Origin of the sequence: Thalassospira sp. MCCC 1A01428, assembly GCF_002115825.1 — a bacterium.
Lineage (GTDB): Bacteria > Pseudomonadota > Alphaproteobacteria > Rhodospirillales > Thalassospiraceae > Thalassospira.
The window spans coordinates 64,248-90,748 of sequence record NZ_JFJZ01000011.1; the positions used below are offsets into that span (position 1 = coordinate 64,248).

Annotated in this window: 26 protein-coding genes; 9 read left to right on the forward strand and 17 right to left on the reverse strand. The window is 53.5% G+C overall.

The window, feature by feature from the left end:
• Positions 1 to 33: 33 nt before the first annotated feature.
• Entirely contained in the window at positions 34 to 936 is a 903-nt protein-coding gene (locus tag THS27_RS11170; RefSeq protein WP_085590824.1) for an MBL fold metallo-hydrolase, read from the forward strand.
• 95 nt (positions 937 to 1,031) lie between these two features.
• Here THS27_RS11170 and THS27_RS11175 read toward each other — a convergent pair whose 3' ends face one another.
• Complete coding sequence (locus THS27_RS11175) at positions 1,032 to 2,222, reverse strand: urate hydroxylase PuuD (protein WP_085590826.1); 1,191 nt, start codon at positions 2,220 to 2,222, stop codon at positions 1,032 to 1,034.
• 318 nt (positions 2,223 to 2,540) lie between these two features.
• Between THS27_RS11175 and THS27_RS11180 the strand changes: the two genes are divergently transcribed.
• Entirely contained in the window at positions 2,541 to 3,455 is a 915-nt protein-coding gene (locus THS27_RS11180) for a LysR family transcriptional regulator (protein WP_085590828.1), read from the forward strand.
• 22 nt (positions 3,456 to 3,477) lie between these two features.
• On the opposite strand, the gene THS27_RS11185 is transcribed toward THS27_RS11180, so the two are convergent.
• Together THS27_RS11185 and THS27_RS11190 are read right to left on the reverse strand one after the other, a co-directional pair.
• Complete coding sequence (locus tag THS27_RS11185; RefSeq protein ID WP_085590830.1) at positions 3,478 to 4,182, reverse strand: LrgB family protein; 705 nt, start codon at positions 4,180 to 4,182, stop codon at positions 3,478 to 3,480.
• Positions 4,169 to 4,651: a CidA/LrgA family protein gene (locus THS27_RS11190; RefSeq protein ID WP_085590832.1), complete on the reverse strand. Its 483-nt coding sequence runs from the start codon at positions 4,649 to 4,651 to the stop codon at positions 4,169 to 4,171. The genes THS27_RS11185 and THS27_RS11190 overlap by 14 nt, the downstream gene beginning before the upstream one ends.
• A 90-nt stretch (positions 4,652 to 4,741) precedes the next feature.
• Here THS27_RS11190 and THS27_RS11195 point away from each other — a divergent pair, with 90 nt between their 5' ends.
• Positions 4,742 to 5,662 (forward strand): LysR family transcriptional regulator, encoded by a 921-nt coding sequence (locus THS27_RS11195; protein WP_085590834.1) that lies wholly within the window; start codon positions 4,742 to 4,744, stop codon positions 5,660 to 5,662.
• A gap of 40 nt (positions 5,663 to 5,702) precedes the next feature.
• On the opposite strand, the gene THS27_RS11200 is transcribed toward THS27_RS11195, so the two are convergent.
• The 3 genes from THS27_RS11200 to THS27_RS11210 form a co-directional block, all read right to left on the reverse strand.
• Positions 5,703 to 6,800, reverse strand: coding sequence for a histone deacetylase family protein (locus THS27_RS11200; protein ID WP_085590836.1), 1,098 nt, complete (start codon positions 6,798 to 6,800; stop codon positions 5,703 to 5,705).
• Positions 6,801 to 6,869: 69 nt separating this feature from the next.
• Positions 6,870 to 8,048 carry a methyl-accepting chemotaxis protein gene (locus THS27_RS11205; protein ID WP_085590838.1) on the reverse strand — a complete coding sequence of 393 codons (1,179 nt, stop codon included), beginning with the start codon at positions 8,046 to 8,048 and terminating at the stop codon, positions 6,870 to 6,872.
• A 24-nt stretch (positions 8,049 to 8,072) separates the two neighbouring features.
• Positions 8,073 to 8,606, reverse strand: coding sequence for a PAS domain-containing protein (locus THS27_RS11210; protein WP_085590840.1), 534 nt, complete (start codon positions 8,604 to 8,606; stop codon positions 8,073 to 8,075).
• A 344-nt stretch (positions 8,607 to 8,950) separates the two neighbouring features.
• On the opposite strand from THS27_RS11210, the gene THS27_RS11215 reads away from it, so the two are divergent.
• Entirely contained in the window at positions 8,951 to 9,562 is a 612-nt protein-coding gene (locus THS27_RS11215) for a hypothetical protein (RefSeq protein ID WP_085590842.1), read from the forward strand.
• 88 nt (positions 9,563 to 9,650) lie between these two features.
• On the opposite strand, the gene THS27_RS11220 is transcribed toward THS27_RS11215, so the two are convergent.
• Complete coding sequence (locus THS27_RS11220; protein ID WP_085590844.1) at positions 9,651 to 10,850, reverse strand: helix-turn-helix transcriptional regulator; 1,200 nt, start codon at positions 10,848 to 10,850, stop codon at positions 9,651 to 9,653.
• A gap of 139 nt (positions 10,851 to 10,989) precedes the next feature.
• Here THS27_RS11220 and THS27_RS26895 point away from each other — a divergent pair, with 139 nt between their 5' ends.
• Positions 10,990 to 11,475, forward strand: coding sequence for a hypothetical protein (locus tag THS27_RS26895; RefSeq protein ID WP_210402888.1), 486 nt, complete (start codon positions 10,990 to 10,992; stop codon positions 11,473 to 11,475).
• 250 nt (positions 11,476 to 11,725) lie between these two features.
• On the opposite strand, the gene THS27_RS11230 is transcribed toward THS27_RS26895, so the two are convergent.
• The 10 genes from THS27_RS11230 to THS27_RS26645 all read right to left on the reverse strand — a co-directional run bounded on the left by THS27_RS11230 (position 11,726) and on the right by THS27_RS26645 (position 23,111).
• Positions 11,726 to 12,796: a BMP family ABC transporter substrate-binding protein gene (locus tag THS27_RS11230; protein WP_085590979.1), complete on the reverse strand. Its 1,071-nt coding sequence runs from the start codon at positions 12,794 to 12,796 to the stop codon at positions 11,726 to 11,728.
• A 123-nt stretch (positions 12,797 to 12,919) separates the two neighbouring features.
• Positions 12,920 to 13,840 (reverse strand): ABC transporter permease, encoded by a 921-nt coding sequence (locus tag THS27_RS11235; RefSeq protein WP_085590847.1) that lies wholly within the window; start codon positions 13,838 to 13,840, stop codon positions 12,920 to 12,922.
• Positions 13,840 to 14,919, reverse strand: coding sequence for an ABC transporter permease (locus THS27_RS11240; protein WP_085590849.1), 1,080 nt, complete (start codon positions 14,917 to 14,919; stop codon positions 13,840 to 13,842). Before THS27_RS11240 ends, THS27_RS11235 begins: the two co-directional genes overlap by 1 nt.
• A complete protein-coding gene (locus tag THS27_RS11245) occupies positions 14,906 to 16,507 on the reverse strand; it encodes an ABC transporter ATP-binding protein (protein ID WP_085590851.1) in 1,602 nt (533 codons plus the stop codon). The genes THS27_RS11240 and THS27_RS11245 overlap by 14 nt, the downstream gene beginning before the upstream one ends.
• 113 nt (positions 16,508 to 16,620) lie before the next feature.
• On the reverse strand, positions 16,621 to 17,073 hold the full coding sequence (locus tag THS27_RS11250) for a nucleoside deaminase (protein WP_085590981.1): 453 nt from the start codon (positions 17,071 to 17,073) through the stop codon (positions 16,621 to 16,623).
• 164 nt (positions 17,074 to 17,237) lie between these two features.
• Entirely contained in the window at positions 17,238 to 18,413 is a 1,176-nt protein-coding gene (xdhC, locus tag THS27_RS11255) for a xanthine dehydrogenase accessory protein XdhC (protein ID WP_085590853.1), read from the reverse strand.
• A 5-nt stretch (positions 18,414 to 18,418) separates the two neighbouring features.
• Positions 18,419 to 20,860 carry a xanthine dehydrogenase molybdopterin binding subunit gene (xdhB, locus tag THS27_RS11260; RefSeq protein ID WP_085590855.1) on the reverse strand — a complete coding sequence of 814 codons (2,442 nt, stop codon included), beginning with the start codon at positions 20,858 to 20,860 and terminating at the stop codon, positions 18,419 to 18,421.
• Complete coding sequence (xdhA, locus tag THS27_RS11265) at positions 20,853 to 22,340, reverse strand: xanthine dehydrogenase small subunit (protein ID WP_246832935.1); 1,488 nt, start codon at positions 22,338 to 22,340, stop codon at positions 20,853 to 20,855. The genes xdhB and xdhA overlap by 8 nt, the downstream gene beginning before the upstream one ends.
• An 8-nt stretch (positions 22,341 to 22,348) precedes the next feature.
• Positions 22,349 to 22,702, reverse strand: coding sequence for a hydroxyisourate hydrolase (uraH, locus tag THS27_RS11270; RefSeq protein ID WP_085590857.1), 354 nt, complete (start codon positions 22,700 to 22,702; stop codon positions 22,349 to 22,351).
• Between the two features lie 181 nt (positions 22,703 to 22,883).
• Positions 22,884 to 23,111 carry a hypothetical protein gene (locus tag THS27_RS26645; RefSeq protein WP_139835552.1) on the reverse strand — a complete coding sequence of 76 codons (228 nt, stop codon included), beginning with the start codon at positions 23,109 to 23,111 and terminating at the stop codon, positions 22,884 to 22,886.
• A 2-nt stretch (positions 23,112 to 23,113) separates the two neighbouring features.
• Here THS27_RS26645 and puuE point away from each other — a divergent pair, with 2 nt between their 5' ends.
• From puuE to THS27_RS11290, 4 genes are all read left to right on the forward strand, one after another.
• Positions 23,114 to 24,028 (forward strand): allantoinase PuuE, encoded by a 915-nt coding sequence (gene puuE, locus THS27_RS11275; RefSeq protein ID WP_085590985.1) that lies wholly within the window; start codon positions 23,114 to 23,116, stop codon positions 24,026 to 24,028.
• A gap of 55 nt (positions 24,029 to 24,083) precedes the next feature.
• Positions 24,084 to 24,641 carry a 2-oxo-4-hydroxy-4-carboxy-5-ureidoimidazoline decarboxylase gene (gene uraD / locus THS27_RS11280; RefSeq protein WP_085590859.1) on the forward strand — a complete coding sequence of 186 codons (558 nt, stop codon included), beginning with the start codon at positions 24,084 to 24,086 and terminating at the stop codon, positions 24,639 to 24,641.
• A gap of 36 nt (positions 24,642 to 24,677) precedes the next feature.
• Positions 24,678 to 25,697, forward strand: coding sequence for an allantoicase (gene alc, locus THS27_RS11285; protein ID WP_085590861.1), 1,020 nt, complete (start codon positions 24,678 to 24,680; stop codon positions 25,695 to 25,697).
• Positions 25,698 to 25,875: 178 nt separating this feature from the next.
• A complete protein-coding gene (locus THS27_RS11290; protein ID WP_085590863.1) occupies positions 25,876 to 26,397 on the forward strand; it encodes an ureidoglycolate lyase in 522 nt (173 codons plus the stop codon).
• The last annotated feature ends 104 nt before the right edge of the window (positions 26,398 to 26,501 follow it).

The following is a 26,501-nucleotide window of genomic DNA, read 5'->3' on the forward strand; positions in this document are numbered from 1 at the left end:
GCCTGCGTGGCGGGCAACAGACAGGAACCCACCATGAACGCCCCGATCAAACATCCGGCATTGCCCAATCCCGTTCCCGGTTATTACCCCATGATCCTTGGCAACATGGTCGTCACCGCATTATCAGACGGAACCATCCCCTTTGCGCTGGAAAAACTTTATCTAAACACCAATGCCGACCATGTCGCTGCGCGGCTGACTGATACCTGGCAAGGCACGCCAACCCCCGCATCTTTTAATGCCTTTTTATTTGCCATCGGTGATCGTCTTGTTCTGGTCGATACCGGCAGCGGCGACCTGGCCGGGCCTGCACTGGGGCATGTGGAGCGCAATCTTATGGCGGCGGGATACCGGCCTGCGCAAATTGATGACGTTATTTTAACCCACCTGCATAGCGACCATGTCGGCGGTTTGATCCGCGATGGCAAAATGGCATTCCCCAATGCCCGCCTGCATATCCCGAAACGCGATGCAGACTTTTTCCTAAACCCGGACCACATGGCACTGGTCCCCGCTGCCATGCATCCGCATTTTAAAAATGCCATTGCCTGCATCGCACCCTATGAAAATGCAGGGCATGTGTCCGTGTTTGCCGACAATGCCAGCCCCATCCCTGATTTTGCAATGTCGGTTCTGTTACCCGGTCATTCGCCGGGGCATAGCGGCATCGTCATGCAATCGGGTGAAAATGCCGTCTTTTGCTGGGGCGATATCAGCCACGGCCATATCGTCCAGTTTGAGGACCCCGCCATCGCAATCTGCTTTGACGTCGATGGCGACACGGCGGTTCAAAGCCGTAAAAAAGCGCTGGAATTTGCCGTTACAAAGAAATGCCATGTGGCAGGCAGCCATATTGCGTTTCCCGGCATCGGCCATATCACGGTTGCCCAGCAAGGCTATCGCTGGAACCCCACTGTTTTTCAAAACCTGCCATAACAAAACCAAAACCCGAACAAAACAGGGGGTGGATCACAATGTCCCCCCCTGTTTATCTCTGTCATAGCTTAATTACGATCGGACCTACACAAACCCTATTCCGGCATCTTCGCCCTTATCCACTGGCCCAGCTTGGCCCGTTCTTCGTCGGTCATTTCAGTAAGATTACCCAGCGGCATGGATTTGCCAATTACGGCCTGCGCCATAATGCGTTGCGCATTGGTATGGACCTGGTCAAGGCTGTCAAACATCACACCTGCCGGGGCTTCATCAAAGCCATCCTCGGTTGGATGGGCGGAATGACACACCGCACAGCGGGTTTGGATAATGCCCATGGCTTCGTTTGACGAAATAATGTCACCACTGCGCGGGGCACTGGGATCATAGGATACAAAAACCACCAGTATCGCCATAAATACCGCCGCAGCGGGCAATTGCCAGGCAATCGCCTTGCCCGCACCACCCGAATTGCGGGTATTGAAAAAATGCCGCACCAGTCCGCCCACAATCAGGATCAGGCCAATCACCACCCATGCCTGATCATGGGCATAGGTCATGGGGTAATGGTTGCTGATCATCATCGCCAGCACCGGCAAGGTCAGATAGTTATTATGGGTGGAACGCTGTTTGGCCTGCAAACCCAAAGCCGGGTCGGGCTTTTCCCCCGCCATCAGCGATGCCACAACCTTTTTCTGATTGGGAATGATGATGCGAAAAACATTGACCGCCATCATGGTGCCAATCAACGCACCCACATGAATGAACGCCCCACGCCCGCTAAAAACATGGGTATAAATCCAGGCAAAGGCCATAATCTGAATGAACAGGGCAATCGCCAGTGTGCCGGTTTTACGGCCAATCGGGCTTTTGCAAATCAAATCATAAATAAACCATCCGGCGACCAGGCTGATCAGGCCGGTCAGGATGGCATCCCATTTGGTCATCGGCATCACCGACGGATCAATCAGATAGGATTCCGCACTCCAGTAATACATCGTCACCAGCAGGGCAAAGCCGGTCAGCCAGGTGAAATAGGCCTCGTATTTAAACCAGTGCAAATCGTCGGGCATTTTGGCCGGGGCGACCATCCATTTATTGACATGGTAAAAGCCGCCGCCATGCACCATCCAGGCTTCGCCGTAAACGCCATCATCCATACCCGGGCGCTTGCGCAGCGATAAATCCAGCCAGACAAAATAAAATGACGAGCCAATCCACGCGATCCCGGTAATCACATGCGCCCAGCGCAGGATCAGATTGATCCAGTCCTGAAACAGAATATCCACCTGTTTGGTCCCTCTCTCTTACCGGGATGCCCCTGCGATAACGATCGCGGGCCCCGGTCCCCGTCCCTGATTTTGCCTTGCAGCATATTATGACGCGAATTTTCAGAATTCTTACAATCCCTATTTTCCTAACACAGGCTTGAAGGGGGCTCTATTATTTAGGAAGCGGGCATAATCGAAATGACTTTCAAGACATTTTTTAAAATGGCACAGTAAAGACGCGATCAAGGCTTCGCCCCCGCAGCAAAATAAAAGGCCGATTGCTACAGCACCCCAACAGGGGAGCCTGTAAACCAACAAGAGTGAGAGCATAGCCCTATGTCCGATTTTGAGGACATCCAGATTTTTGTGCGCGTTGCCGAGCTGGGCAACCTTTCGGCCGCCGGGCGCGAATTGCGCCATTCGGCCGCCGTGGTGTCAAACCGTATTGCCCGGCTGGAAGAACGACTGGGCGTACGTTTGCTTAACCGCACCACACGCCGCGTGGGCCTGACCACCGAAGGCGACATTTATTATCGCCATTGCCAGCGTATTCTGGCCGAAATGGAAGAGGCCGAAAACGCCATTGCCAACCAGAAAAACACCACCCGCGGCCCGGTCACCGTGACCTGCCCGGTGGCCTTTGGCAATATGTTCGTCGCCCCGATCATTCCCAAATTTGTTGAAAAAAACCCGGATGTACAAATCCGCCTGCACCTGTCAGACCGACTTTTGGACCTGTTGCAAGACAAGGTTGACCTTGCTATTCGCATTGCCGAGCTTAAGGAAAGTTCGCTGATTGTGCGCAAACTGGCAGCCAACAAACGGGTATTGGTGGCAAGCCCGGCCTATTTAAAACGCAACGGCACCCCGCGCACCCCCGCCGACCTTCTGAACCATAACTGCCTGTTGCTGCGTTTTCCCGGCTCGCGGCAATATCAATGGACCTTGCAGCCTGAAGACGACGACGCACCGAGCACCTTATCGGTTTCAGGATCGATGGATTCGGACAATGGCGAGGTTTTAACTCGCTGGTGTGTCGATGGGCATGGTATTGCCCTGAAATCGATGTGGGAAGTTGGCCCGCTGATTACTTCAGGTGCCTTAAAGGTGGTTCTGCCCGACTGCACTCCACCGGCCCACGCGGTTTATACCCTGTACCCTGAAAACCGTTACCTGCCGACACGGGTGCGCGCCTTTGTTGATTTTCTGGTCGCCGAATTTGGCGGCACCCCACCGTGGGAACGCCCATGATCCACGCGGTATTTTGCCCTTGTTAGCCCCGCAAACAATAAGCAATCACCGGGGCGATCAAAACATTCAGCAAACCAACCAGCACCATAATCAACCCGGCGACCGATCCTTCTTCGGTGCCAATTTCGTGGGCCTTGGCCGTTCCGGCCCCGTGTGCGCCCATGCCCAGTGCGGCCCCTCGGGCCAGGGTCGATGATACCGGCATCCGGGCCAGCATAATTTCACCCAGAACCGCGCCAAATACCCCGGTCACCACTACAAAAACCGCCGTTAAATCGGGAATGCCGCCAATATCGCCCGAAACTTCCATGGCAAAGGGCGTGCTGATGGAACGGGGCAGCAAACTGAGCCGCAAGGCACCATCCAGCCCCAAAAACGTGGCCAGGCACCAGCCGGTTACCATTGCGGTAATACTCCCGGCAACAGCCCCCACCGCCAGAACGGGCCAATGACGATAGATAAATTTGCGCTGTTCATAAATTGGCACGGCAAAGGCAACCATTGTGGGGCCCAACAACGTTACCAACCAGCCGGTCCCGCGAATATACGCGCCATAACTTTCATGAAGCATCAACGCCAAGCCGATCAGGATCACCGGCGTTACCAGAAGCGGCGTTAACCAGCCGTGTTGCCAGCGGCGATGAAGTTTATGGGCCAGAATGTAAAATCCGATTGTTGCCAGCGACCAGAAAACGGCCTGGGCAATGGCATTATCAAACCACGTCATGACGAGACCTGAAATGTACAAAAACGTCCATGATCAAGGCGGTAACAGCAATAACCGAGGCCGTACTACCCAATATAACCACCAAAACCTTCACGCCCAGCATCCCGAACAATTCGGAATGGTTTAAAACCGCCAATACAGCAGGTACAAAAAACAGCAACATCTCAGCCAGATACCACTGCGCCCCGCGCCGCATGCTGTGCAAGCTGATGCGGTGTGTGGCCAGCAGGCCAAAAACAATTGCCATGCCAATAATACCGCCGGGCAAAGAGACATGCGCCGCACGCACAATCGCTTCGCCCAGCAACCAAAAGGCAAATATCAAGGCAATTTGTAAAAGGCGGCTATTGCGCACGGCATGGCGACTGCGAATGGTGATGCCGGTGAAAAAACGACCGGTCGTGAGCGGCGCAGCGACGGCGCGGGTCGTGGCAACGGCAGATGGAACCGTGGAAAGTGGGGTGCTCATGTCTGTTCTCCTTGACGGCCACCATAACGCACCGCACAATATGATTAAAATGAATTGAATTACTTAAAACTATTCCCATTAGGAATGATTATGGATATTCGCGCCCTGCGCGCCTTTGTCGAAGTTGTTCGTCAGGGCGGGTTTTCCCACGCGGCCAAAACAGTTTTTGTCACCCAATCGGCGATCAGCAAGTCTGTGCGCCAGCTGGAAGATGAAATTGGGGTGCCGTTGCTCGAACGCATTGGTCATAACAACCGTATGACGGCCGCAGGCGAGGTTGTTTATGCCCGTGCATTGCGCATTCTGGCCGAGCGCGAAGACCTTTTGGCGGAACTTGATGAAATTCGCGGTTTAAAACGCGGGGCTTTGCATTTGGGCCTGCCGCCAATTGGCAGCAACACCTTGTTTGCGCCAGTATTTGCCCTGTATCGCAAACGGTTTCCCGGCATTGATATTCGCCTGGTCGAACAGGGCAGTACCCGGCTGGAAGAAATGCTGCAAAGCGGGGAACTGGAACTGGGCGCATCATTGTTACCAACAACGGGCGATTTTGACGCACAACCCGTGCGCTGCGAACCGCTGGTCGCCCTGTTGCCAAACGACCATCCCGACGCGCATAAACCCCGCATCACTTTTGATGATTTGCGCGATACACCGTTGATCCTGTTTGAAAAGGGGTTTGCACTGAACCGTATTTTAATTGACGCCGCCCGTCGCCGTAAAGTTGAACCGGTGATTGCGGCGCGCAGCAGCCAGATCGATTTTATCACCGAACTGGTCGCAGCGGGCCTTGGGGTCAGCTTTTTGCCGCGCATGATTGCGCAGCAGCGCCCGCATCCCGGCCTGAAATATATCGAACTTAACGAAGCCGACACCCAATGGGACATGGCCATGATCTGGCGCCGGAACGGGTTTTTATCGCACGCGGCCAAGGCATGGCTGGAGATCGTTCGCGAGATTTACCCCACGGCTTCGGCCCTGCCCGCCCACAGCCCGGTGAACCACATCTAACCAGTTAAAAGTATCAGCCCCTTTTAAAACACTGACCCAATCACGGGTTACCTCCGATACCGCCTAAAAACCCCGATAATACCGCCACCACATTTTGCCCGATCACATCGTGGGCATACCCGCCTTCCATCACAAACAACGTGCGCAAGCCAAGGCTGGCAATCTGTTGGCCAATTGCAAAATAATTTTCTGTCGTCAGGCCAAGGGTCCCCAAAGGTTCAACCTCATGGGCATTTACCCCCAGTGACACCACCAGCATATCGGCATCAAACCCGATAATTTTTTGCCGCGCCAAACCAAGCCCGTCAGAAAAACCTGAAAAACCGGCATTTTCCGCCAAAGGTATGTTCAGGTTAGTGCCCAAGCCGTCACCCGCGCCGGTTTCGTGGGCATAACCGCTAAAAAAAGGAAAATGGTTATCCGGGTCTGCATGAATAGAAACGGTTAAAACGTCGCCACGCTGATAAAAAATATCCTGCGTGCCGTCGCCGTGATCCTGATCAATATCAAGAACAGCTACCCGGTCTGCCCCCATTGCCCGCATATGCTGGGCCGCAATCGCCGCATTATTTAACAGGCAATGCCCACCATAACAGGCACGGTGTGCATGGTGCCCCGGGGGCCGGCCAAGGCAAAACGATGCCTCGCCGTCCTTCATCACCGCATTGGCCGCCGAAATAGCAGTTTGTGCCCCCCAATAGGCCGCCTGCCAACTGCCATCGCCAATCGGCGTGTCAGTGGCATAGGCATATTGGCCCAGCTTTTTAAGGATATGACATTGATCGGGCAGGACACTGGCGGCATGTGCAGATTTATCGCCCGGATTCAAATTTGCATCACCGATACCTGTCACCATGGCACGCCAGACACCGGGAACAGCAGCCCCGTCAAACCCGGCATTGTTCCAGTCCTGCCAGGCATGGCTTAGAAAGTTCAGATACCCCGCATCATGAACAGCCCGGATCGCAGCCATGCCATGATCTGTCGGGTCTACCAGCCGGGCGGCAACTTTATGGGCCAAAGCATCACGGATAATGCCCATGCGACGCGGATCGTCGAGGGCGGAAATGGTTTGCCCGTGGTAAAATTCAGCTTTCACGTCATGGGCGTCATGCCGGGCATTGAAAAATACACGCATTGTCATATCCCTGAACCAGCCCGCCAGGCTCGACCGGTTCAAGGATACATCCGGTGGTTTACCTGCGGATTATTTTTTACGTGATGAAGTATACAACAATTGCGTAATATTATCGAGAAAACCGCCCAACTGCCCGCGCAGATGTTCTGCCTGCTGTGCCAGATCGGCCGCCATTTCACGCGTGGTTTGTGCCGCCTGACCGGTTTGGCTGGTCATATCGGAAACGGCGGTGATGTTATCGGTTACATCGCGTGCGCCATCCGATGCCTGTTCAACATTGTGCGTCATATCGGATGACAGCGACGTCTGGGTTTCAACGTTGGTGGAAATCAAATCAGAACGCGCCGCCAGATCATCGATTACCCCGGCAATCTCGCGGATTGATCCAACCGAAAGCTCGATCGCGTTTTGAATATCCTGAACTTTTTCTTCAATGCTTTCGGTTGCCTTGCTGGTCTGGTTGGCAAGGCCTTTGACCTCGTTGGCGACCACGGCAAAGCCTTTGCCCGCCTCGCCCGCGCGGGCGGCTTCGATCGTGGCATTCAGGGCCAGAAGGTTGGTCTGGGCGGCAATATCGCGAATGAAGCTAACGACTTCGACAATCTCGACGGCCGCGGTTTCAAGCTGTCCAATACGCCCATCGGTTTCACGGGCCAGGCCATTGGCGCGATGCGCAATATCAACCGATTCCCGGGCCTGCTCGCTGACTTCGCGAATGGAATGGTTAAGTTCCTCGGACGCGGCGGAAACACCAGTGACGTTATCGGCCGTCTGGCGGGCAGCGGCGGCAACATTGGTGGAACGTGCACTGGTTTCATGGGCGATGCGGCTGGCATCATCTGATGCCCCTTCAAGGGCGACCGATGCCCGGGCAATACGGTCCACCGCATCAAACGACCCGCTGCGAAATTCATCGACAACTTTTTGGAAACCGCCCAGCTTTGTTTCAATCATGCCGGTGGCTGCATTAATTTCACGCGCCGATGTTAAATAAGCCCCGACAAGCCCGGTTTCGACAATACGCCGGTAATAACGATTTTCAGCCACCGCAGCCATGGATGCGGCACTTTCGCGCAAAAAGGCATCGTTGCGGTCGATCAATCGGTTGATAGCGTTAAATAAATCCCGCATTTGCGGATGGCTATCAATATGGGTAATACGGGCTTCATAATCGCCATTTGCTGCTGCTTCAACAACTTCCAGCGCCTTTTGAATTCCCGACTTCGTAGACCCGCCAAACAGCGACATATTCAAACCTCGGCGTTAGGGTTGTTACAGGCTTTGGACGAACTGATCATATTCAAGCCCAAGATCCTTGACCTTTTGCGCCATCGCGCGCCCGGCCATATGCATGCCGTCCTTGCGGCTGGCCTGGCTTTCCTCGATTTTACGCAATTCGGCATAAAGGGGCTTTATGGTTTTATCAACCACACCGGCTTCGGGAACCCGACGGTTGGAATGATATCCCGTGATTTTACCGTGCTGGTCAAAGCTGGGGGTAATATGGGCATAAACCCAGTAATGATCGCCGTTTTTTGCCAGATTAACGACATAGGCAAAAATCTCGCGGCCCGCCTCGATTTCAGACCATAGCAACTGAAAAACACACCGCGGCATATCAGGATGGCGGATAATGGAATGGGGTTGTCCCAGAATTTCTTCTTCGTCATAGCCTGCTATGTCAAGAAACGTATCATTGGCATAGGTAATCCGGCCTTTAAGATCGGTTTTACTGACAATCAGTTCGTCTGCACCGAAGTGACGCTCCTTGCCCGTCGGCTGCACATGAGATCGTGTTTCAGTCACGTATCCTACCCCGGTTTTTGTCTTGATTATCCACCGTTCCCAACAGACGGCAGTATTACGTTTTCACGTATCATGTAACGATATATCCGCGAAGGATAAATGTAAAATATCCATGTGCCATACGGGCTAAGCGCGCCACCGAAAATTAGAATAATACAAATATGCGCTGTAAAAAAATAATACCTGTGCCGCAGTCTGGCGTTTTTTTTATCAAAACCCGGCCAGTATCCCCCGCACGGGGGATTTGCAGATACCCAAAATCACATTGAATAGCATCGAATACACCCGACACGGCTTGCATTTAGGGCAACTGCGAACCGGTTTTACACGCCTAGGAGACTTTTATGAAAAAACTGATAATTCCTTTTATTATTCTAATCGGGCTGGCAGCCTGCCAGACAAACAGCAATGTCGTGCGCAACAGCCAGGTCAGCCTGCTGTCACTCGCCAAACCGGACCTTGCCGTCGGCGATGCCTATGCCTATTACCGTAATGGCAACAAAGAAACACTGACCGTTACCGGCAAAAATGCCGATGGTTTGATGTTTGAAATCACCGAAGGCCCCAATAAAGGTTGCACATCAGAGGGGGCAGATTTCTTAAGCCCCGATACCAAATGGACCAATTGCGGCGGGTCAAACGGCACGCAAAGCGTTATCCGGCAAGGCGATATCTGGCCGTTAAAACCTGGTGCGATGGAATCCTTCGAGATTGAAGGCACAGACGGCAAAGAAACATGGTCCGCAACACGCGATTGCATCGTTGCCGGGACCGCAATGGTCACCGTTGGCACCAAAACCATCCCGACCTATGAAGTCATTTGCAAAGATGCATCAAACACGCGCAGCTGGTTTTATTCTCCCGACAACAAATGGCCGATCAAATTCACCAAGGTTCACAAAAAACGCGGCCTTGTCGAAGATTATGTCATCGACCTTGGACAGGGTGCCAGCTAAGCATAATTAAAGACACAGCATAAACAAACACGACAAAACACCCGGTCGGTCAAACATTCAACCCGCCGACCGGGCCTTAACCTGCCTGCTAATCCTGTAACGCCCGCCTGATCCCCGGTTTTGGAGCATCGCCATCACCGTTGAGCGGAATGATCAACTGAACTGCAAGGCGCACAAGTTCCAGCCGGTCATTGGCACCGGTTTTACGAAATATGCTCGCAAGCTGGGATTTTACGGTTTCGCGTCCCTTGCCCAAATGATCGGCGATATCACTATTGCTTAAACCACGAAGAACAGCGTCGAAAATGTCGATTTCGGCCTTCGTCAAATTGTAATGATCGCGCATCAGGCCAACATTTAAATCCGTATACCAGAACGGATCCACCACCGTCACCAGCACACCGGAAAACTGCCCACCAAAAGCGCCACGGGTTTCGCGCAAGGGCGATAGATCCAGCAAATAGGCGCTGTTTTCATTGATCCTGCTGCCAAGGCGGATACTTTCCGATGTCGTAACCAAACTGTCCTTGCGGCTTAGTTTTAAAACGGCATCGCGTAACAGACGGGCATCATAATCATCACGGGCCGACAGGCTGGAATCCGCCCCCAGCATAAGACTGTCGCCGGTTGAAACGATGCGATTAAACTCCTCGTTGGCAATCACAAGCTCCGACCCTGCCGTTACAATCCCAACCCCGATCCTCAAGCGGTCCAGCACATCAAGAAATGCGCCATACCGATGCCGCAAAAGATTGACCGGGCGGTTCATTTCAAGAACCTTGGTCAAATGGGGGCCGATAATGCGCAGTATGCTGGTTGCTTCTTGCGGGACAAAATCCCCGCCATCGCGATAATGGGTGGTTAGAATGTCATACCCGGAAGGCTCGTTTGACAGGCAAATTCCCGCAGCCTGATTACAACCGGTGTTTTTTTCCAGCCATGGGTAAAAACGCGATGGCGACATGTCCCCGTTGCGGTGACGCATTTCATCACCAACTGAAAATTCATACACATCAAGCTGATGAAAATAGGCCGACCCGTCATTATTGTTCAAACCAAGTCGCAGATAGTCATCCGTCATTTCCGGCGTGATCCAGCTGTTGGTATGAAAAGAATAATCGGAAATTTCAGGTCTGATATTTTCAATGCGAACAAGAACAACATTCTTGCTGCGCAATACCCCCGTTAACCAGTCAAGGCGCTCTTTCCACAAATCGGGCGAAATTGCCGCCTCATATAGTGCAGGAATCATCGAATTTAGAACGCCAAATTCTCTTTCACCGATCATTACCCTGCACCTCTCCCTATTGCCGGTTAAACTTTAGAACAGATAAATCTTTCGAATTCAAAGACAAAGAATTTATACATCTTTTAAGATCGCTTTATGTATCATTGGCTAACCGCCAAAGGCTGGCGTTGGGGGAGATATGAAAAAAGATCTGCGAAATTTTCCGTTTCGGATTGTTATTCACGAACGGCAATCAGCGCAGCCGATCCTGGACTGGCTGGACCGAAATATTCGTCATGATCGCTGGACCATGGGTATCCGCAATATTGAAATGCCGCGATCAGACCAAAGTGCACCATTTGTCGATATGGTGATCCACTTTGCCCGCAGTGATGACATGGAACTGTTTCGCGAAAAATGGGCCGGGGAAAGCCGACAGCGCCGGGTAAAATTAAAATTCATCCGTGCTGCCCTGTTCGCCCTAACCCACCCGCGGGCCGATATGGTATTTTACGAAACCCTGTCCGACGCCGACAACGAACGTAACGCCAGGGCCCAGGCAAAAGCAAAAGCGGCCGAAAAAGAAAAGAACGCCCAGGACCTCGATGCTGCAATTAATGCTGCAGAGGCCGCGCTGGACGCGCCAAAGCAAACACCGTCACCAAAACCGCAAAACCGGCAATAATTACCGTATAACCGCCCCCGTGGGGTCTGCCCCCGGTACTGGTGGCAAACAGGATGTTTTATCCCCGCCTCAAATCTACTCGTCACCAGCCCCCAAATCGATAGGTGGTTTTCCCTGAAACCCGTGTTCGGGGCAGGTGCCTTAGAGCATATTTTGCAAATAAAACAGCCCCACAGGTCATCTGCGGGGCTGTCATATTTTGCTTATAGGCAACTGCAATCGTTAAAACTGCAATTAACCACAAGATATTTTATTTCGGCAGTTCGGCATCAATGCCTTTAACGTACCAGTCCATACCCAGCAGCATGCCGTCCGGGGCAACTTCGCCTTCCTTGACGCGCAATTCGCCAGCCTGATCATAAATCGGGCCTTCAAAGATCTTGATGTCACCCGAAGCAATTTTATCTTCGGTTTCCTTGGCAAGGGCAGCAACATCGTCGGGCATGTTGGTAAACGGTGCCATATGGACCATGCCCTCTTTCAGGCCATGCCAGGTGTCGTCCGCTTTCCAGGTACCGTCCATAACAGCCTGAACACGATCGATGTAATAGTCATCCCAATGGTCAACAATCGCGCTAAGCTGGGCTTTGGGCGCAAATTTGATCATATCGGATGCCTGACCAAAACCCTTGATGCCACGGTTTTCAGCAACCTGAAGCGGGGCCGGGCTGTCGGTGTGCTGCACCATAATGTCGGCACCCTGGTCGATCAGGGCCTTGGCAGCATCGCCTTCCTTGCCCGGATCATACCAGCTGTTAACCCAAACAATTTTAACCTTCACATCGGGGTTAACCGACCACGCACCGCGCATGAACGCGTTAATGCCACGCACAACTTCGGGGATCGGGAAGGACCCGACATAACCGATGACGTTGCTTTTGGTCATTTTACCGGCAATCACACCGGCAACATAACGGCCTTCGTAAAAACGTGCGGCATAGGTTGCAACGTTATCGGCGCGTTTGTAACCGGTTGCATGTTCGAATTTCACATTCGGGAACTGTTTTGCCACCTTGATGGTCGGGTTCATGAAACCAAACGAAGTGGTGAAAATCAGTTCGTTGCCGGTCTGGGCCAACTGGCGGATAACACGTTCGGCGTCAGCACCTTCCGGCACATTTTCAACAAACGTGGTTTTAACCTTGTCGCCAAATTTTTCTTCAACAGCCTTGCGGCCCTGATCATGCTGGTAGGAATACCCAAAGTCACCGACCGGGCCAACATAAACAAAACCGACCTTTAACGGATCAGCTGCCTGTGCCGTCCCCATGCCCAGTGCCATTGCGCCCACAGTCGCCAATGCGGCTGCCGTGCGCTTCATAAAACGTGCCTTCATAAGAATGTCTCCCTTAAAACCTCTGCACAGGATTTATACCTGTTATTGCGTGCAATCAACAATGCGCGTCATAATTGAGTGTGACGCACCTCCCATTTTGCGCCGGCGTTATTGCGCCGGTCGGAACGCCTTGCCGATGCAGGCAGGCGCGTTAAGGCGAATTTTGGTAACATCGCTGGAAATAATCACCAGCACGATCACGGTTGCCAGATACGGCAGCATCGACATGAATTGCGATGGCACATTGATGCCCGCACTTTGCGCATGAAGCTGCAACACCGAAATGCAGCCAAACATATAGGCCCCGGCCAAAAGCCGCCCTGGCCGCCAGGTGGCAAACACCACCAAGGCCAACGCGATCCAGCCCCGCCCTGCCGTCATGTTTTCAGCCCACATCGGGGTGTAAACCAGCGACAGATACGCCCCGGCCAGGCCCGACATCGCCCCGCCAAACAGAGTGGCCATATAGCGAATACGAATAACGTTATAGCCAATGGCATGGGCGGAATCATGAGAATCGCCCACGGCTTTTAAAATAAGCCCGGCGCGTGTTCTGGTTAAAAACCAGCCTGACGCGATCACCATGAAAATCGACAGATAAACCAGAAAATCCTGCCCGAACAGGATCGGCCCGATCACGGGAATGTCGGAAATAAACGGAATATGCAGGGACGGCAGCGGTTCGATGGCAAAACCCACAAAGCCCGAACCAACAAGGGCGGAAAAACCCACCCCGAAAATGGTCAGCGCCAAACCGGTTGCCACCTGATTTGCCATCAATGTCAGGGTTAAAAAGGCAAAAATCAGCGCAATCGCCATACCGGCAATGGCCGCAGCAATAATACCCAGCGTTGCCGAGCCTGTAGAAACCGTAACGGCAAAACCGGTGATGGCACCAATTAACATCATGCCTTCAACGCCCAAATTCAGAACGCCGGATTTTTCGGTAATCAACTCGCCGGTTGCCGAAAGCAAAAGCGGGGTTGATGCCGTGATCACGGTAAGGATTAAAGGGACAATCCAGTCCATTATGCAGGCTCCCCGGATTTGCTAACCGACCCGAAACGAAGGCGGTATTTGGTCAAAACATCGCAGGCCAGCAGGAAGAACAATAAAATCCCCTGAAACAGCCCGGTTACGGCACTGGGCAAACCCAATCCTATTTGCGCCAGTTCCCCCCCCAGATAGGTCAGCGCCATGACCAGCCCGGCAAACAAAATGCCAATCGGATGCAAACGGCCCAAAAAGGCGACGATAATGGCGGTAAAACCATAACCCGGCGAGATAGACGGTTGAAGCTGGCCGATGGGACCAGCAACCTCGAACATACCGGCAAGGCCGGAAAGCCCGCCCGACAAAAGCAAGGTGAACCACACCATGCGTTTCTGCCGGAAACCGACATGGCGGGCCGCCTGTGGCGCCTGCCCGACCACGCGAAGCTGAAAACCAACCACCGATTTGGTCAGCAAAACCCAGCCGCCTGCAACAATCAGCAAGGCAAAGATCGCGCCCAGATGCACACGGGTACCATCATAAATAATCGGCAGCAGGGCGGCATCGGGGAAAGCACGGGATTCAGGAAAGTTAAAACCCTCGGGGTTGCGCCACGGCCCATAAACCAGATAGCTGAGAAACAAAGTTGCCACATAGGTTAGCATCAGGCTGGTCAGGATTTCGTTGGCATTAAAACGCGTACGCAACCATGCCGGGATCGCGCCCCAAAATGCCCCGCCAATTGCAGCCATGACGAACATGCCGGGTAACAAAAACACACTGGTACTGTCATAAAACGCCAGTGCCAGCCCCCCACCAAAAATTGCCCCCATCGTCAACTGGCCTTCGGCACCGATGTTCCAGACATTGGCGCGAAAACCCATTGCCAAACCAATGGCAATAATGACAAGCGGGGTTGCCTTAACAAACAGCTCGCCCACACCATAGGCATTGTTAATCGGCATGATGAAAAAGGTATAAAGCGCCTCGATCGGGTCTTTGCCCATAAAGGCGAAAATAATCGCACCACTGATCAGGGTCAGGACAATCGCCAGCAAGGGCGAAAGATAGATCATTTTTTGCGAATGCTGACGCCGTGGTTCAAGCCGGATCATTCTGGCCTCCGTTCAGTTCGGGGGCCGGATTTGCGCCCAAATCATGTAACCCGCCCATCAGAAGGCCGATTTCATCAATGCTGGCATCGGCCATATTGCGAGCTGCCGACATTTTGCCTGCCGCCATCACCACCACCTGGTCACAAATGGCATAAATCTCGTCGAGATCCTGTGAAATCACCAAAACCGCCGTACCCTTTGCCGCCAAATCCAGCAAGGCCTGATGAATGGCACTGGCCGCCCCGGCATCGACCCCCCAGGTAGGTTGGGAAATAACCAGAACCCCCGGGTCCTGCATAATCTCGCGGCCGACAATGAATTTTTGAAGATTCCCCCCTGACAGGCTGCCTGCTTCGGCCCCGTGACCGGTGGTACGGACATCAAATGTCTTGATAATGCTATCGGCAAAGCTGCGGGTTGGGACCTCGCGGATCAGACCGCGAGCGGAAAGGGCCATGCGGCGAAACGCAGTCAGAAACCCGTTTTCAGCCAAATTCATATCGGGCACAGCGCCATGACCGTTGCGTTCTTCGGGCACAAAGGCAGCCCCCAGACGACGGCGACGGCGCGGGCCAAAATCGGCCACCGGTTGTTTATCCAGTGTGATGCAATCGGGTGTGCCGTGAATTTCGGTTTCGCCGGCCAGGGCCTGAAACAGTTCGTTCTGCCCGTTCCCGGCCACCCCGGCCACGCCCAGAATTTGCCCGCCGCGCACCTCGAACGAAATATTTTTAAGATCGGTGCCAAATTGCTGATCACTCACCAGCGACAGGTTTTTGACCGCCAGGCGCACATCACCCGGTGCCGGGCGCACACCCCGGTCCGGTGCGAGCAGTTTTTGCCCGATCATCATTTCCGCCATCGACTTGGCGGTTTCGGCGCGCGGGTCACAAGTCGCGACAACCTTGCCCCCCCGTAACACCGTGGCATGTTCACAAAGCGCCTTAACCTCGTGCAGCTTATGGCTGATATAAAGGATGGCACAGCCTTCGTTTGCCAACCGACGCAGGGTTTCAAACAGTTTGTCCACTTCCTGCGGGGTTAACACCGACGTTGGCTCATCCAGAATCAGCAATTTGGGATTTTGCAACAGGCAACGCACAATTTCGATGCGCTGCCGTTCACCGACTGACAGGGTGTAAACATGGCGGTCCGGGTCCAGCGGCAGACCATAGGTTTTTTCAACCTCGATCACTTGCTGGCGTAAAACAGCCATATCGCGCACATCGTTCATGGCAAGCGCGATGTTTTCCAGCACCGTCATGGTTTCAAACAGCGAAAAGTGCTGAAACACCAGCCCGATGCCCATTTCACGCGCATCATGCGGGCTGGCGATGGTAACGGTTTTTCCTTCCCACAACAGTTCACCGGCATCGGCCTGCATCACACCATAGATCATTTTGACCAGTGTGCTTTTGCCGGCACCGTTTTCGCCCAGCAAGGCGTGGATTTCGCCCGGCTCGATCCGAAAACTGATATTGTCGTTGGCCAAACAACCTGGGAAAGCCTTGGTCACGCCGCGTATTTCAAGCTGCGCGGGCCCTGATCCCGTTCGTTGTTCGACGGCCCCGGTGGTATTGCCGGTCATCGCGGTCACTGTCTGCCACCCCCTGATTGCGATCCGATTACTTGCGCCAAAGGCGTTTTACCCCTGCCCGGCCCGGTAATCAAACTGTCTCGATGCTTTTTTAAGTATGTTTTTTAATAGGCGATCTTATCTTCCTTGGCTGCCCATTGGGCAAAGACCTCGGCGGCTTCGTCCATTTCGATATGTTCGCACGGCAATTCGCGTTGCGATATGGGTTTGGCAACCTCGTCATATAAAAACTGGTCATCAAAACCAATGGCGGCTGCATCTTCGCGACCATTAGCATAATAAATGCGGTCGATCCGCGCCCAGTAAATTGCTGACAGACACATGGGGCAAGGTTCGCAACTGGTGTAAATTTCGCACCCGGCCAGGCTAAAATCGCCTAACGCCTCACACGCCGCGCGAATGGCAGAAACTTCGGCATGGGCCGTCGGATCCATGCTGGATGTGACATTATTCCAGCCTTCGGCAATGACTTTGCCATCGCGCACAATCACCGCGCCAAACGGCCCGCCACACCCTTCTTGCATCTTTTGGCGTGATAATTCTACTGCGTGGCGCATATGTTTATGCCGAATATCATCACACACAGTCTGTTCTCCTTGTTAAGCCCTGCCCGATCATCCGGGATATTGTTTATTGTGTTATGTACCGCATCCCCTGCCAAACCGGGTATGCGATAGTGGTTTGTTCCCGCGTTATCAATGGCGGTAAAATGCCCCTGCCATTATCCGGTATTTCGCTTGCCCTTCCCATACTTGCGGGCCGCACCGGCTGTATATGCACCAATACCGGGCGTATCCAGTTTTTGACGTTGCATATTTTCACGCAACCCCACCAATTGGGCGGCCACCGATGCGGCAATAATGGCGGGATGTTTCCCCGTAATGCCGTCCACACCAATCGGACATGTCAGGCGCGCCAATGCCGCATCAGACATTTGACGTTCGCGCATCCGCGCAACAAACCGCGCCCGTTTGGTGGCGCTGCCAATCATACCAACCAGGTCAAGATCGGCACGTTTCAGGGCTGCACGGCAAATCTCAAAATCTTCGGCGTGGGAATGGGTTAAAATCAACACCAGCGCACCGGCAGGGATATCGGCGAGTTCTTCCCACGGGTTGGGGCTGTGATGGCGATGCAGACGAGATGTTTCCGCAGTATTGGCAGGGGCATCAGGCGGAACATCAATGTAATCACGTCGCGAATCGACCCAGTGGACATTAAATGGCAAAGGCGCAAGCGCCCGCACAATTGCGGCCCCGACATGCCCGGCGCCAAAAACCCAAACCGGCGTCGCCCCATCATCAAGCCGGATAAACAAAGCCCCTTTTGCCCCTAAAACAGGCTGATCTGCCACATGGTTAGCGGGCAACATACCGCCGCGCAAATTGCCAAACTGTTTGACCAAACCCAAGGCATCATCGCCCGATACAACAGCAAAATCATCTTGCGGATGCTGATTTGCGGGCAGTATCAGCCACACGGGCGATATATCGCTGTCCTGCCCGGTACATAACGCCCGAACAGCTTGTAACAAAGCTGCTTTTTGCTGGTCATTGATGGCATGAAAGCCAACCTGCACCGACCCGCCGCAACATTGCCCCAGCGATGGCCCCAGCGGGAAACGCATAAATTGCGCCATTGGCACCGTTTGTTGCCCCAGCCATTCACGGGCCTTGCGGGTCAATTGATGTTCCAGATTGCCGCCGCCCACGGTGCCAGCCGTATGATTGGGCGTTATCACCATAAATGCGCCTGCTTCACGCGGGGTAGACCCGGCAATTTCGGCAATGCTGACCATCACCATCGGTTCGTCTGTTTGCAACAAACCAATCCATGATGCCGGGTCCAGCGACAAGGCCGGATATGCAACCGATGAGGAATCAGCAAAGCTGCCCATGTGGTTTATGCCCCCACCTGCGGCGCGCCAACCCCGACCATTGCGGTATTATCGGCACCCTTCACGGGCAAATCTTTGTGTTGGCGGGCGGCATGACCGGCCATATCATCGGCAAGGCGGGCCACAGCACATAAAACGGCCTCGGGCGTCGCCGGGGTATTTAACGCCGGAACAATTTTACCCTGCGCCACCGATGCCACCGCATGGGCAATGGCACGATGCACCGAAATTGCCAACATCAAGGGGGGTTCACCGACCGCCTTTGAACGATGGATGGATTTTTCAACATTTCGACCCGATGACCACAGGTCCATGCGGAAATCTTCGGGGCGATCGGAACAGGCGGGAATTTTATAAGTTGATGGCGCGTGGGTGCGAATACGCCCCGCATCGTCCCACCACAGTTCCTCTGATGTCAGCCATCCCATGCCTTGAATAAAACCGCCTTCAACCTGCCCCCGGTCAATCGCCGGGTTAAGCGACTGGCCAACATCGTGCAAAATATCAACCCGTGTAACCTTGTTCTCGCCGGTCAACGTATCGATCATGACTTCGCTGCAGGCCATGCCATAAGCAAAATAGAAAAACGGGCGCCCCGATGCCGTTTCGCGGTCATAGTGGATTTTCGGGGTCGCATAATAACCGGTTGCCGACAGGGATACTCGGCCCAGATAGGCCTGTTTGACCAGTTCGGCAAAACTGATATCGGCAACATCGCCTATAATAACCCGTCCCGGCACAAACTGAATGGCAGTGGGCGCAACCTTGTAATAACCGGCAGCAAATTCAATCAGCCGGTCCTTAATGGTACGGGCGGCATTGCGTGCGGCCATGCCGTTCATATCCGCACCCGACGATGCCGCCGTGGCCGATGTATTGGGCACCTTGCCGGTATTGGTGGCGGTGATTTTGATCTGATCAAGATCGATCTGGAATTCCTCGGCCACGACCTGGGCCACCTTGATAAACAGGCCCTGGCCCATTTCGGTGCCACCGTGGTTTAAATGCACCGATCCATCCTGATAAACATGAACCAAAGCCCCGGCCTGATTAAGGAAGGTGGTGGTAAAGGAAATGCCAAATTTAACCGGGGTAATGGCAATGCCCCGTTTGATCACCGGGCTTTGGGTATTAAAGGCATCAATTTCCGCCCGACGTGCGCGATAATCCGAACTTGCCAGCAAATCGCGGGTCAGTTCAGGCAGAACATTGTCTTCGACCGGCATATAATAGGGCGTCATATTGCGCCCTTCGTTGCCATAATAATTGGCAAGGCGCACATCCAGCGGGTCCAAACCCAGCGTCATGGCAATTTCATCGATAATCCGTTCAATCGCCACCATGCCCTGTGGCCCGCCAAAGCCGCGAAAGGCGGTATTGGACACAAGGTTGGTTTTACAGCGATAGGACCGGATTTCAACATCGCCCAGATAATAGGCATTATCGGTATGGAACATGGCACGATCGGCAATCGCAGATGACAAATCGGCGCTGAAACCGCAATTAGCTGCGTATTGAATATCTGCGCCACATATGCGCCCGCCATCGTCAAAGCCGATATCGTAATCAACGATGAAATCATGGCGTTTGCCGGTCATGATCATATCGTCATCGCGGTCCAGCCGCATTTTGGCCGGGCGCCCGGTTTTTATTGCCACGATGGATGCCAGGGCCGCCCATTGCATGGATTGGGTTTCCTTGCCGCCAAAACCACCGCCCATGCGCCGCACTTCCACTGTAACGGCATTGGCCGGGCGCCCCAGCACATTGGCGATGTTATGCTGTACTTCGGACGGATGCTGGGTGGAGCAATGAATAAAAACATCGCCATCTTCCTGCGGGATGGCAAAGGAAATATGCCCTTCAAGGTAAAAATGATCCTGCCCGCCAATCATCATGCGCGATGCATGGCGGTGCGGTGCAGATGCAAGCGCACTTGCACTATCGCCGCGTTTCATCACATGAGGGTCGGCAACATAGGATTTTTGCGCCATCGCATCGTCAATCGACAGGATGGCGGGCAATTCCTCATATTCAATTTCGGCAAGTTTAGTGGCAGCACGGGCCTGTTCGCGGGTTTCTGCCGCCACACAAAACACCGGCTGACCGTAAAACTGCACAATGCCATCGGGCAAAACCGGTTCGTCATGGGTATGGGCCGGGGAAACATCGTTGATGCCGGGAATATCATCCGCCGTTAGCACACATACCACTCCCGGTGCCGACCGCACCTTGGACAAATCCATTTTGGTAATTTTGCCATGCGCAATGGTGGCAGCCCCCGGGGCCAAATGAAGCGTGCCATAAGGTTCGACAATATCGTCGATATAAACGGCTTCACCGGTTACATGTTTGGGGCCGCTATCGTGCTTGCTGGCAGAACGCACCCCGCCCTTAAGGCCCGGTGTCGGTGCAATCAGATCGGTGTTGTCGGCTTTATCAAGCATGTGCCGCTACCTTCCCGACAAGGCGGGTTGCCACGCCGGGTTGTGTGGTTTCAATAAACAGTTTGGTCAGCAGGTTTTGTGCCACCAAAGTGCGGTATTCGCCCGATGCCCGCATATCCGTCATCGGTTTAAAATCATCCATCAAAGCCCGCCGCGCGGCATTCAGGGTTGCATCATTCCACGGCTGATTGACCACCGCGGCTTCGCATTTTTTAGCCCGCATCGGGGTCCCTGCCATGCCGCCAAAGGCCGCGCGCATATCACGCACCACACCGTTTTCCAGGGTTATGGCAAAGGCACCAAGTACAGCGGTAATATCCTGATCAAATCGTTTGGAAATTTTCCAGGCCTTGAACTGCGTTTGCGCACCGGGTTTGGGGACAATGATTTTTTCAACAAATTCGCCTTTGGCGCGGTCTTGCTTGCCATAGGTAATGAAAAAATCCTCCAATGCGATTTCACGGCGGATATCGCCCATACGCAGGACAATGCGCGCACCAAGGGCAATTAGGGCCGGTGGCGTATCACCAATCGGCGAACCATTGGCAATGTTCCCCCCCACGGTACCGGCATTACGAATTTGCCGCGACCCAATACGTCGAATCAGTTCGCCAATATCGGCGGCAACTGCCCCCAACGCATCATGCGCGTCGCTATAGGTGGCACCAGCCCCGATATGCAGTTCAGTGCCAATCTGTTCGACCTGTTTAAGATCGGCGACATTGCCAATATAGATAATCGGGTCCAGACGTTTAAGGTGTTTGGTTACCCAAAGGCCAACATCTGTGCCGCCAGCCAGAATAACTGCATCAGGATGCGTCACCAAAAGGTGCGCCAGATCATCACTGTTACGCGGGGCAAAATAACGTCCGCTTTCATGGCTCAGGCTTACTCCGCCATCGCCACCAATCAGGGCTTTAAGGCGCTCGGCAATATCCTGACGGCGCGATTGTTCAAGTTTATCATTTATTGAAACGCCACCTGATTGGCGTGCAGCCTCTATAATTGGTCCATAACCGGTGCAGCGGCACAAATTACCCGCCAATGCATCGTTAATCGCACCACGATCATCCTCGCCGCCATCCAGCCAGATTTTATACAGACTCATGACAAAACCGGGTGTGCAAAAGCCACATTGCGAACCATGACTATCGACCATTGCCTGCTGAACCGGATGCAAGCTGCCATCCGCCGATTTTAAATGTTCCACCGTCAAAAGCTGTTTGCCATCCAGCGTTGGCACAAACTGAATACAGGCATTCACGGTGCGGTAAGACATGCCCCCCGCCGCTGTTTCGTCCACCTCGCCCAAAACGACGGTACAGGCCCCGCAATCGCCCTCCGCGCAGCCTTCTTTGGTGCCGCATTTATGCTCGGTCAGGCGCAGATAGTTCAGGACTGTGGTTTGCGGATCAATATTTTCGATCCGGCGTTCTTCATTGCCCAACAAAAAGCGGATGTCGCTTCGCATATTTGTCATCGTCTTTCTTAACTGCCGCGATAGGTGGAATAGCCAAAGGGCGAAAGCAAAAGCGGTACATGGTAATGGGAATCGGCATCAGAAATGCCAAAGCGAATTACCACCTGATCAAGGAATTTCGGGTCAGGCAGGTCATAACCGGCCGCATCAAAATAATCCCCGGCATGAAACACCAGCTCATATTTTCCCGGTCTAAAGGTTTTGCCATCCAGCAAGGGGGCATCGGTACGGCCATCTTCATTGGTCACGGCCATGGCCACGCGGTCATCATGACCACCATCAAACCGGTGCAATTCAATGCGAATACCCCCCGCAGGGCAGCCGCGCGCTGTATCAAGCACATGTGTGGTCAAGCGCCCCATGACGGGTCTCCTTTGTCACTGAACCGAGGATCTCGTAATTTCTCGATAATCTTAGGACGGTTGCCCGCCTGCCTCTCTGATCCGGCCTGTTATAATTTTGAAGGCCAAGCCGGTTTGTTTGTGATGTTTTTAAAAAGGTCGCACTGCAACAGGCATTCAGGAAAGAGGCGATAAAGTGAAACTATATCAATAATTCTTTGAAAAAGGACATCACCAGCATCGCACAAAACACTTCCAATGCCTGAAAACCTGCGTCTTTTAGCCATGAGAAAGGATGGATATTTTCAAAGTCACCTTGAAAATTTCCCATATGCCCCGCGCGAGATTTTCTTGCTGCACCGCAGCCAATGGTTAATGCTACACCAAATAACCCGGCGAACCAAACCGGGATTAATCGATCTGGAGGCAAAGATGACCGACACTCCCTATGCGCGTGACCTTATCGGCTATGGCGCAAACCCGCCCCATGCCAACTGGCCGGGCAAAGCCCGCATTGCGGTGCAGTTTGTGCTGAATTACGAAGAAGGCGGTGAAAACTGCATTTTGCACGGGGACGCGGCATCGGAAGCCTTTTTATCCGAAATGATTGGTGCCGATGCCCGCAAGGGCGTGCGCCATATGAGCATGGAATCGATCTATGAATATGGATCGCGTGTCGGGGTGTGGCGAATATTGAACCTTTTTCGCGAACGCGAAATTCCCATTACCCTGTTTGCCGTTGCCATGGCCCTTGCCCGCCAGCCCAAGGTTGCCGAAATCGCCATGAAAGACGGCCATGAAATATGTTCGCACGGCCTGCGCTGGATCGATTACCAGTATGTTGACGAAAATGTTGAACGCGACCATTTGCACCAGGCCATCGACATTATCAAAAACATCACCGGCGAACGCCCGCTGGGCTGGTATACGGGCCGCACCAGCCCCAATACCCGGCGCCTTGTCGCCGAAGAAGGCGGTTTCCTGTATGATGCCGATGATTACAGCGACGAATTACCGTTCTGGAGCACCCAGACCGAAAACCCGCACCTGATTGTGCCCTATACCCTTGATGTCAACGACATGCGTTTTGCCGCCATGCAGGGCTTTAATTCCGGCGAGCAATATTACCAGTATTTAAAAGACAGTTTCGACACCCTGTATGAGGAAGGCACCCATACGCCCAAGATGTTGTCGGTGGGCTTGCATTGCCGCCTTGTCGGGCGGCCGGGACGGTTTAGCGCGTTAAAACGCTTTGTCGATTATGTGCGCAGCCATGACGATGTTTGGTTTGCCCGGCGCGTCGATATTGCCCGGCACTGGCGCGAACATCACCCTTTTGCCGGTTAACCAGACAGGGCCCAAATGACAGGCGGTCTTTACCTGATTTACAGGAACGTTTCAGATGACTGAAAATACCCCCTCCACGGCAACCGGGCCGGGTGGAAAAACATCGCTGTTTACAAGCAACCCGCCCAGCACCCTGGCGGCAAAATCGTTTGTTAATTTATATGGCAGTGTCTACGAACATTCGCCCTGGATTGCTGAACGGCTGGTTGAAAATGGCATCACCCCGGCCCTCGATAGCCCCGAAAATCTGGCAAGTGCCATGCAGGTTATTGTCGAGCGCGCCACCCGGGACGAAAAACTTGCCCTGTTGCGTTCTCACCCCGACCTTGCCGGTAAACTGGCCCTGGCCGATTTAACAACATCGTCACGCAATGAACAGCAAGGTGCGGGGTTAGATCAATGCAGCAAAGACGAACTTGTGCGATTTTCCGAACTTAATGATGTCTATAAGGGCAAGTTCGGGTTTCCGTTTATCTTTGCGGTAAAAGGATTTCATCGTACCGACATTCTGGCCGCGTTTGAGCGCCGGGTGAAAAACGATATGGACACCGAATTTAACGAAGCCCTGCAACAGGTTCACCGCATCGCCTTATTGCGATTGCAATCCCTGTAAGCGTGGCACGCCCCTTTATCAGCAGGACGCAAACCCATGACCCATTCAAGCAGCGATACCGCACCCGATTTTACTCGGCGTTTTGTCAATCTGGCAGACGAACGCCTTGGCGCGGTTGCCATTTTTGCCACCGACGATTTTTTCGCCGACAAACAGCGCATGTTGCAATCAGCACCGGCAATTTTTTATCCTGACAAATACGACGATAACGGCAAATGGATGGATGGCTGGGAAAGCCGTCGCAAACGGGTAGAAGGCCACGATTATGCCATCGTCCGTCTGGCATCATCTGGCAAGATTTATGGTGTTGATATCGACACCAGCCATTTCACCGGCAATTTCCCGCCAGCCGCCTCGCTTGAGGGCTGTTTTTGCCCGGAAGGTGACCCCGATGAAAATGCACAATGGACCGAAATTGTCGCCCCGCAGGGCCTAGGGGCCAGCGCGCACCATTATGCGGACGTCACCAGCGAAGCGATTTATACCCATGTCCGCCTGCATATTTACCCCGATGGCGGCATTGCCCGGTTGCGCGTTTATGGCCGCCCCAACCGCGACTGGACGGAAATGGCCGCCAAGGGCGAACAGGTTGACCTTGCTGCCATGATCAATGGCGGCATCGCTGTTGCGTGGTCCGATGCCCATTATGGCAACCCCAATGTGGTGTTGGCACCGGGACGCGGCATTAATATGGGTGATGGCTGGGAAACCAGCCGTCGGCGCGAACCGGGAAATGAATGGCTGATTATCGAAATGGGCCACCCCGGCGAAATCGATAAAATCGTGATTGATACCTGCCATTTCAAAGGCAACTTTCCCGACCGCGTTTCCATTCAGGGGGCCTATGTGGACGGCGAAAAGGATAAATCGATTATTGCCCGTTCCATGTTCTGGCAAACCATATTACCCGAACAAAAAATGCAAGCCGACCGTATTCACGAATTTGGTGGCGCAGCGATCACTGCTCGCGGGCCTGTTTCGCATTTACGCATCAATTCAATACCGGATGGTGGCATCAGCCGGATCCGTATTTTGGGGAAACCGGCCCGTCCCTGATTTTCATTAACCGGCCTTCGCAGGAATTTCCATGAAGGCCTGCCTGAACGTGGTCGCGCCGCGCACCCTGAAAAATTGGCACGGGCTTGCCATGGCCACCGGCCCAGGGTCAGGGGCGTGGCGACCGATTTAGGTTCATGAAATCTGGAACTATAGATACGGACAACAGGGGGTAAAAATGAAACTGACTGTCGAACCGCTGACACCGGAATCCTTCACCGAATTTGGCGATGTGATCAGCACGGAAACAGCACGGGAATCCTTTGGGATCAATCAGGGAACAACCACGCGCTATCACGATATTTCCGGCATCGACACCAGCGAGGAAGGCGGACGGCCGATTATCAGCATTTTTCGTGGTAACCCGCGCCCCTTGCCGATCCGCATTGCCATGATGGAACGTCATCCATTGGGATCACAGGCATTTGTCCCGATGCAGGGGCAAAAGTTTTTGATTGTGGTGGCCCCCGCAAGCGACATGCCCAAAGCAGGCGATTTGCGCGCCTTTGTCACCAATGGCAAACAGGGCGTTACCTATGACAAAGGGGTTTGGCACCACCCGCTTCTGGTACTGGAACCCGATAGTGAATTTCTGATTATTGACCGCGCAGGGCCGGGTAATAATCTTAACGAAGTTGAAATGGGCGATATTGACGGCGTGCCCATCAGCCTGGACTGGTCACAAACCAAAGCCAGCTAAAATGCACATCCCTTAATGCGCCAGCGCCATCCCCGCAAATAAGACAAAAGTTCGCCCCCCGATGCCACAACATGCGAAACCCTGGCGGTAAATAGCATGTTGGC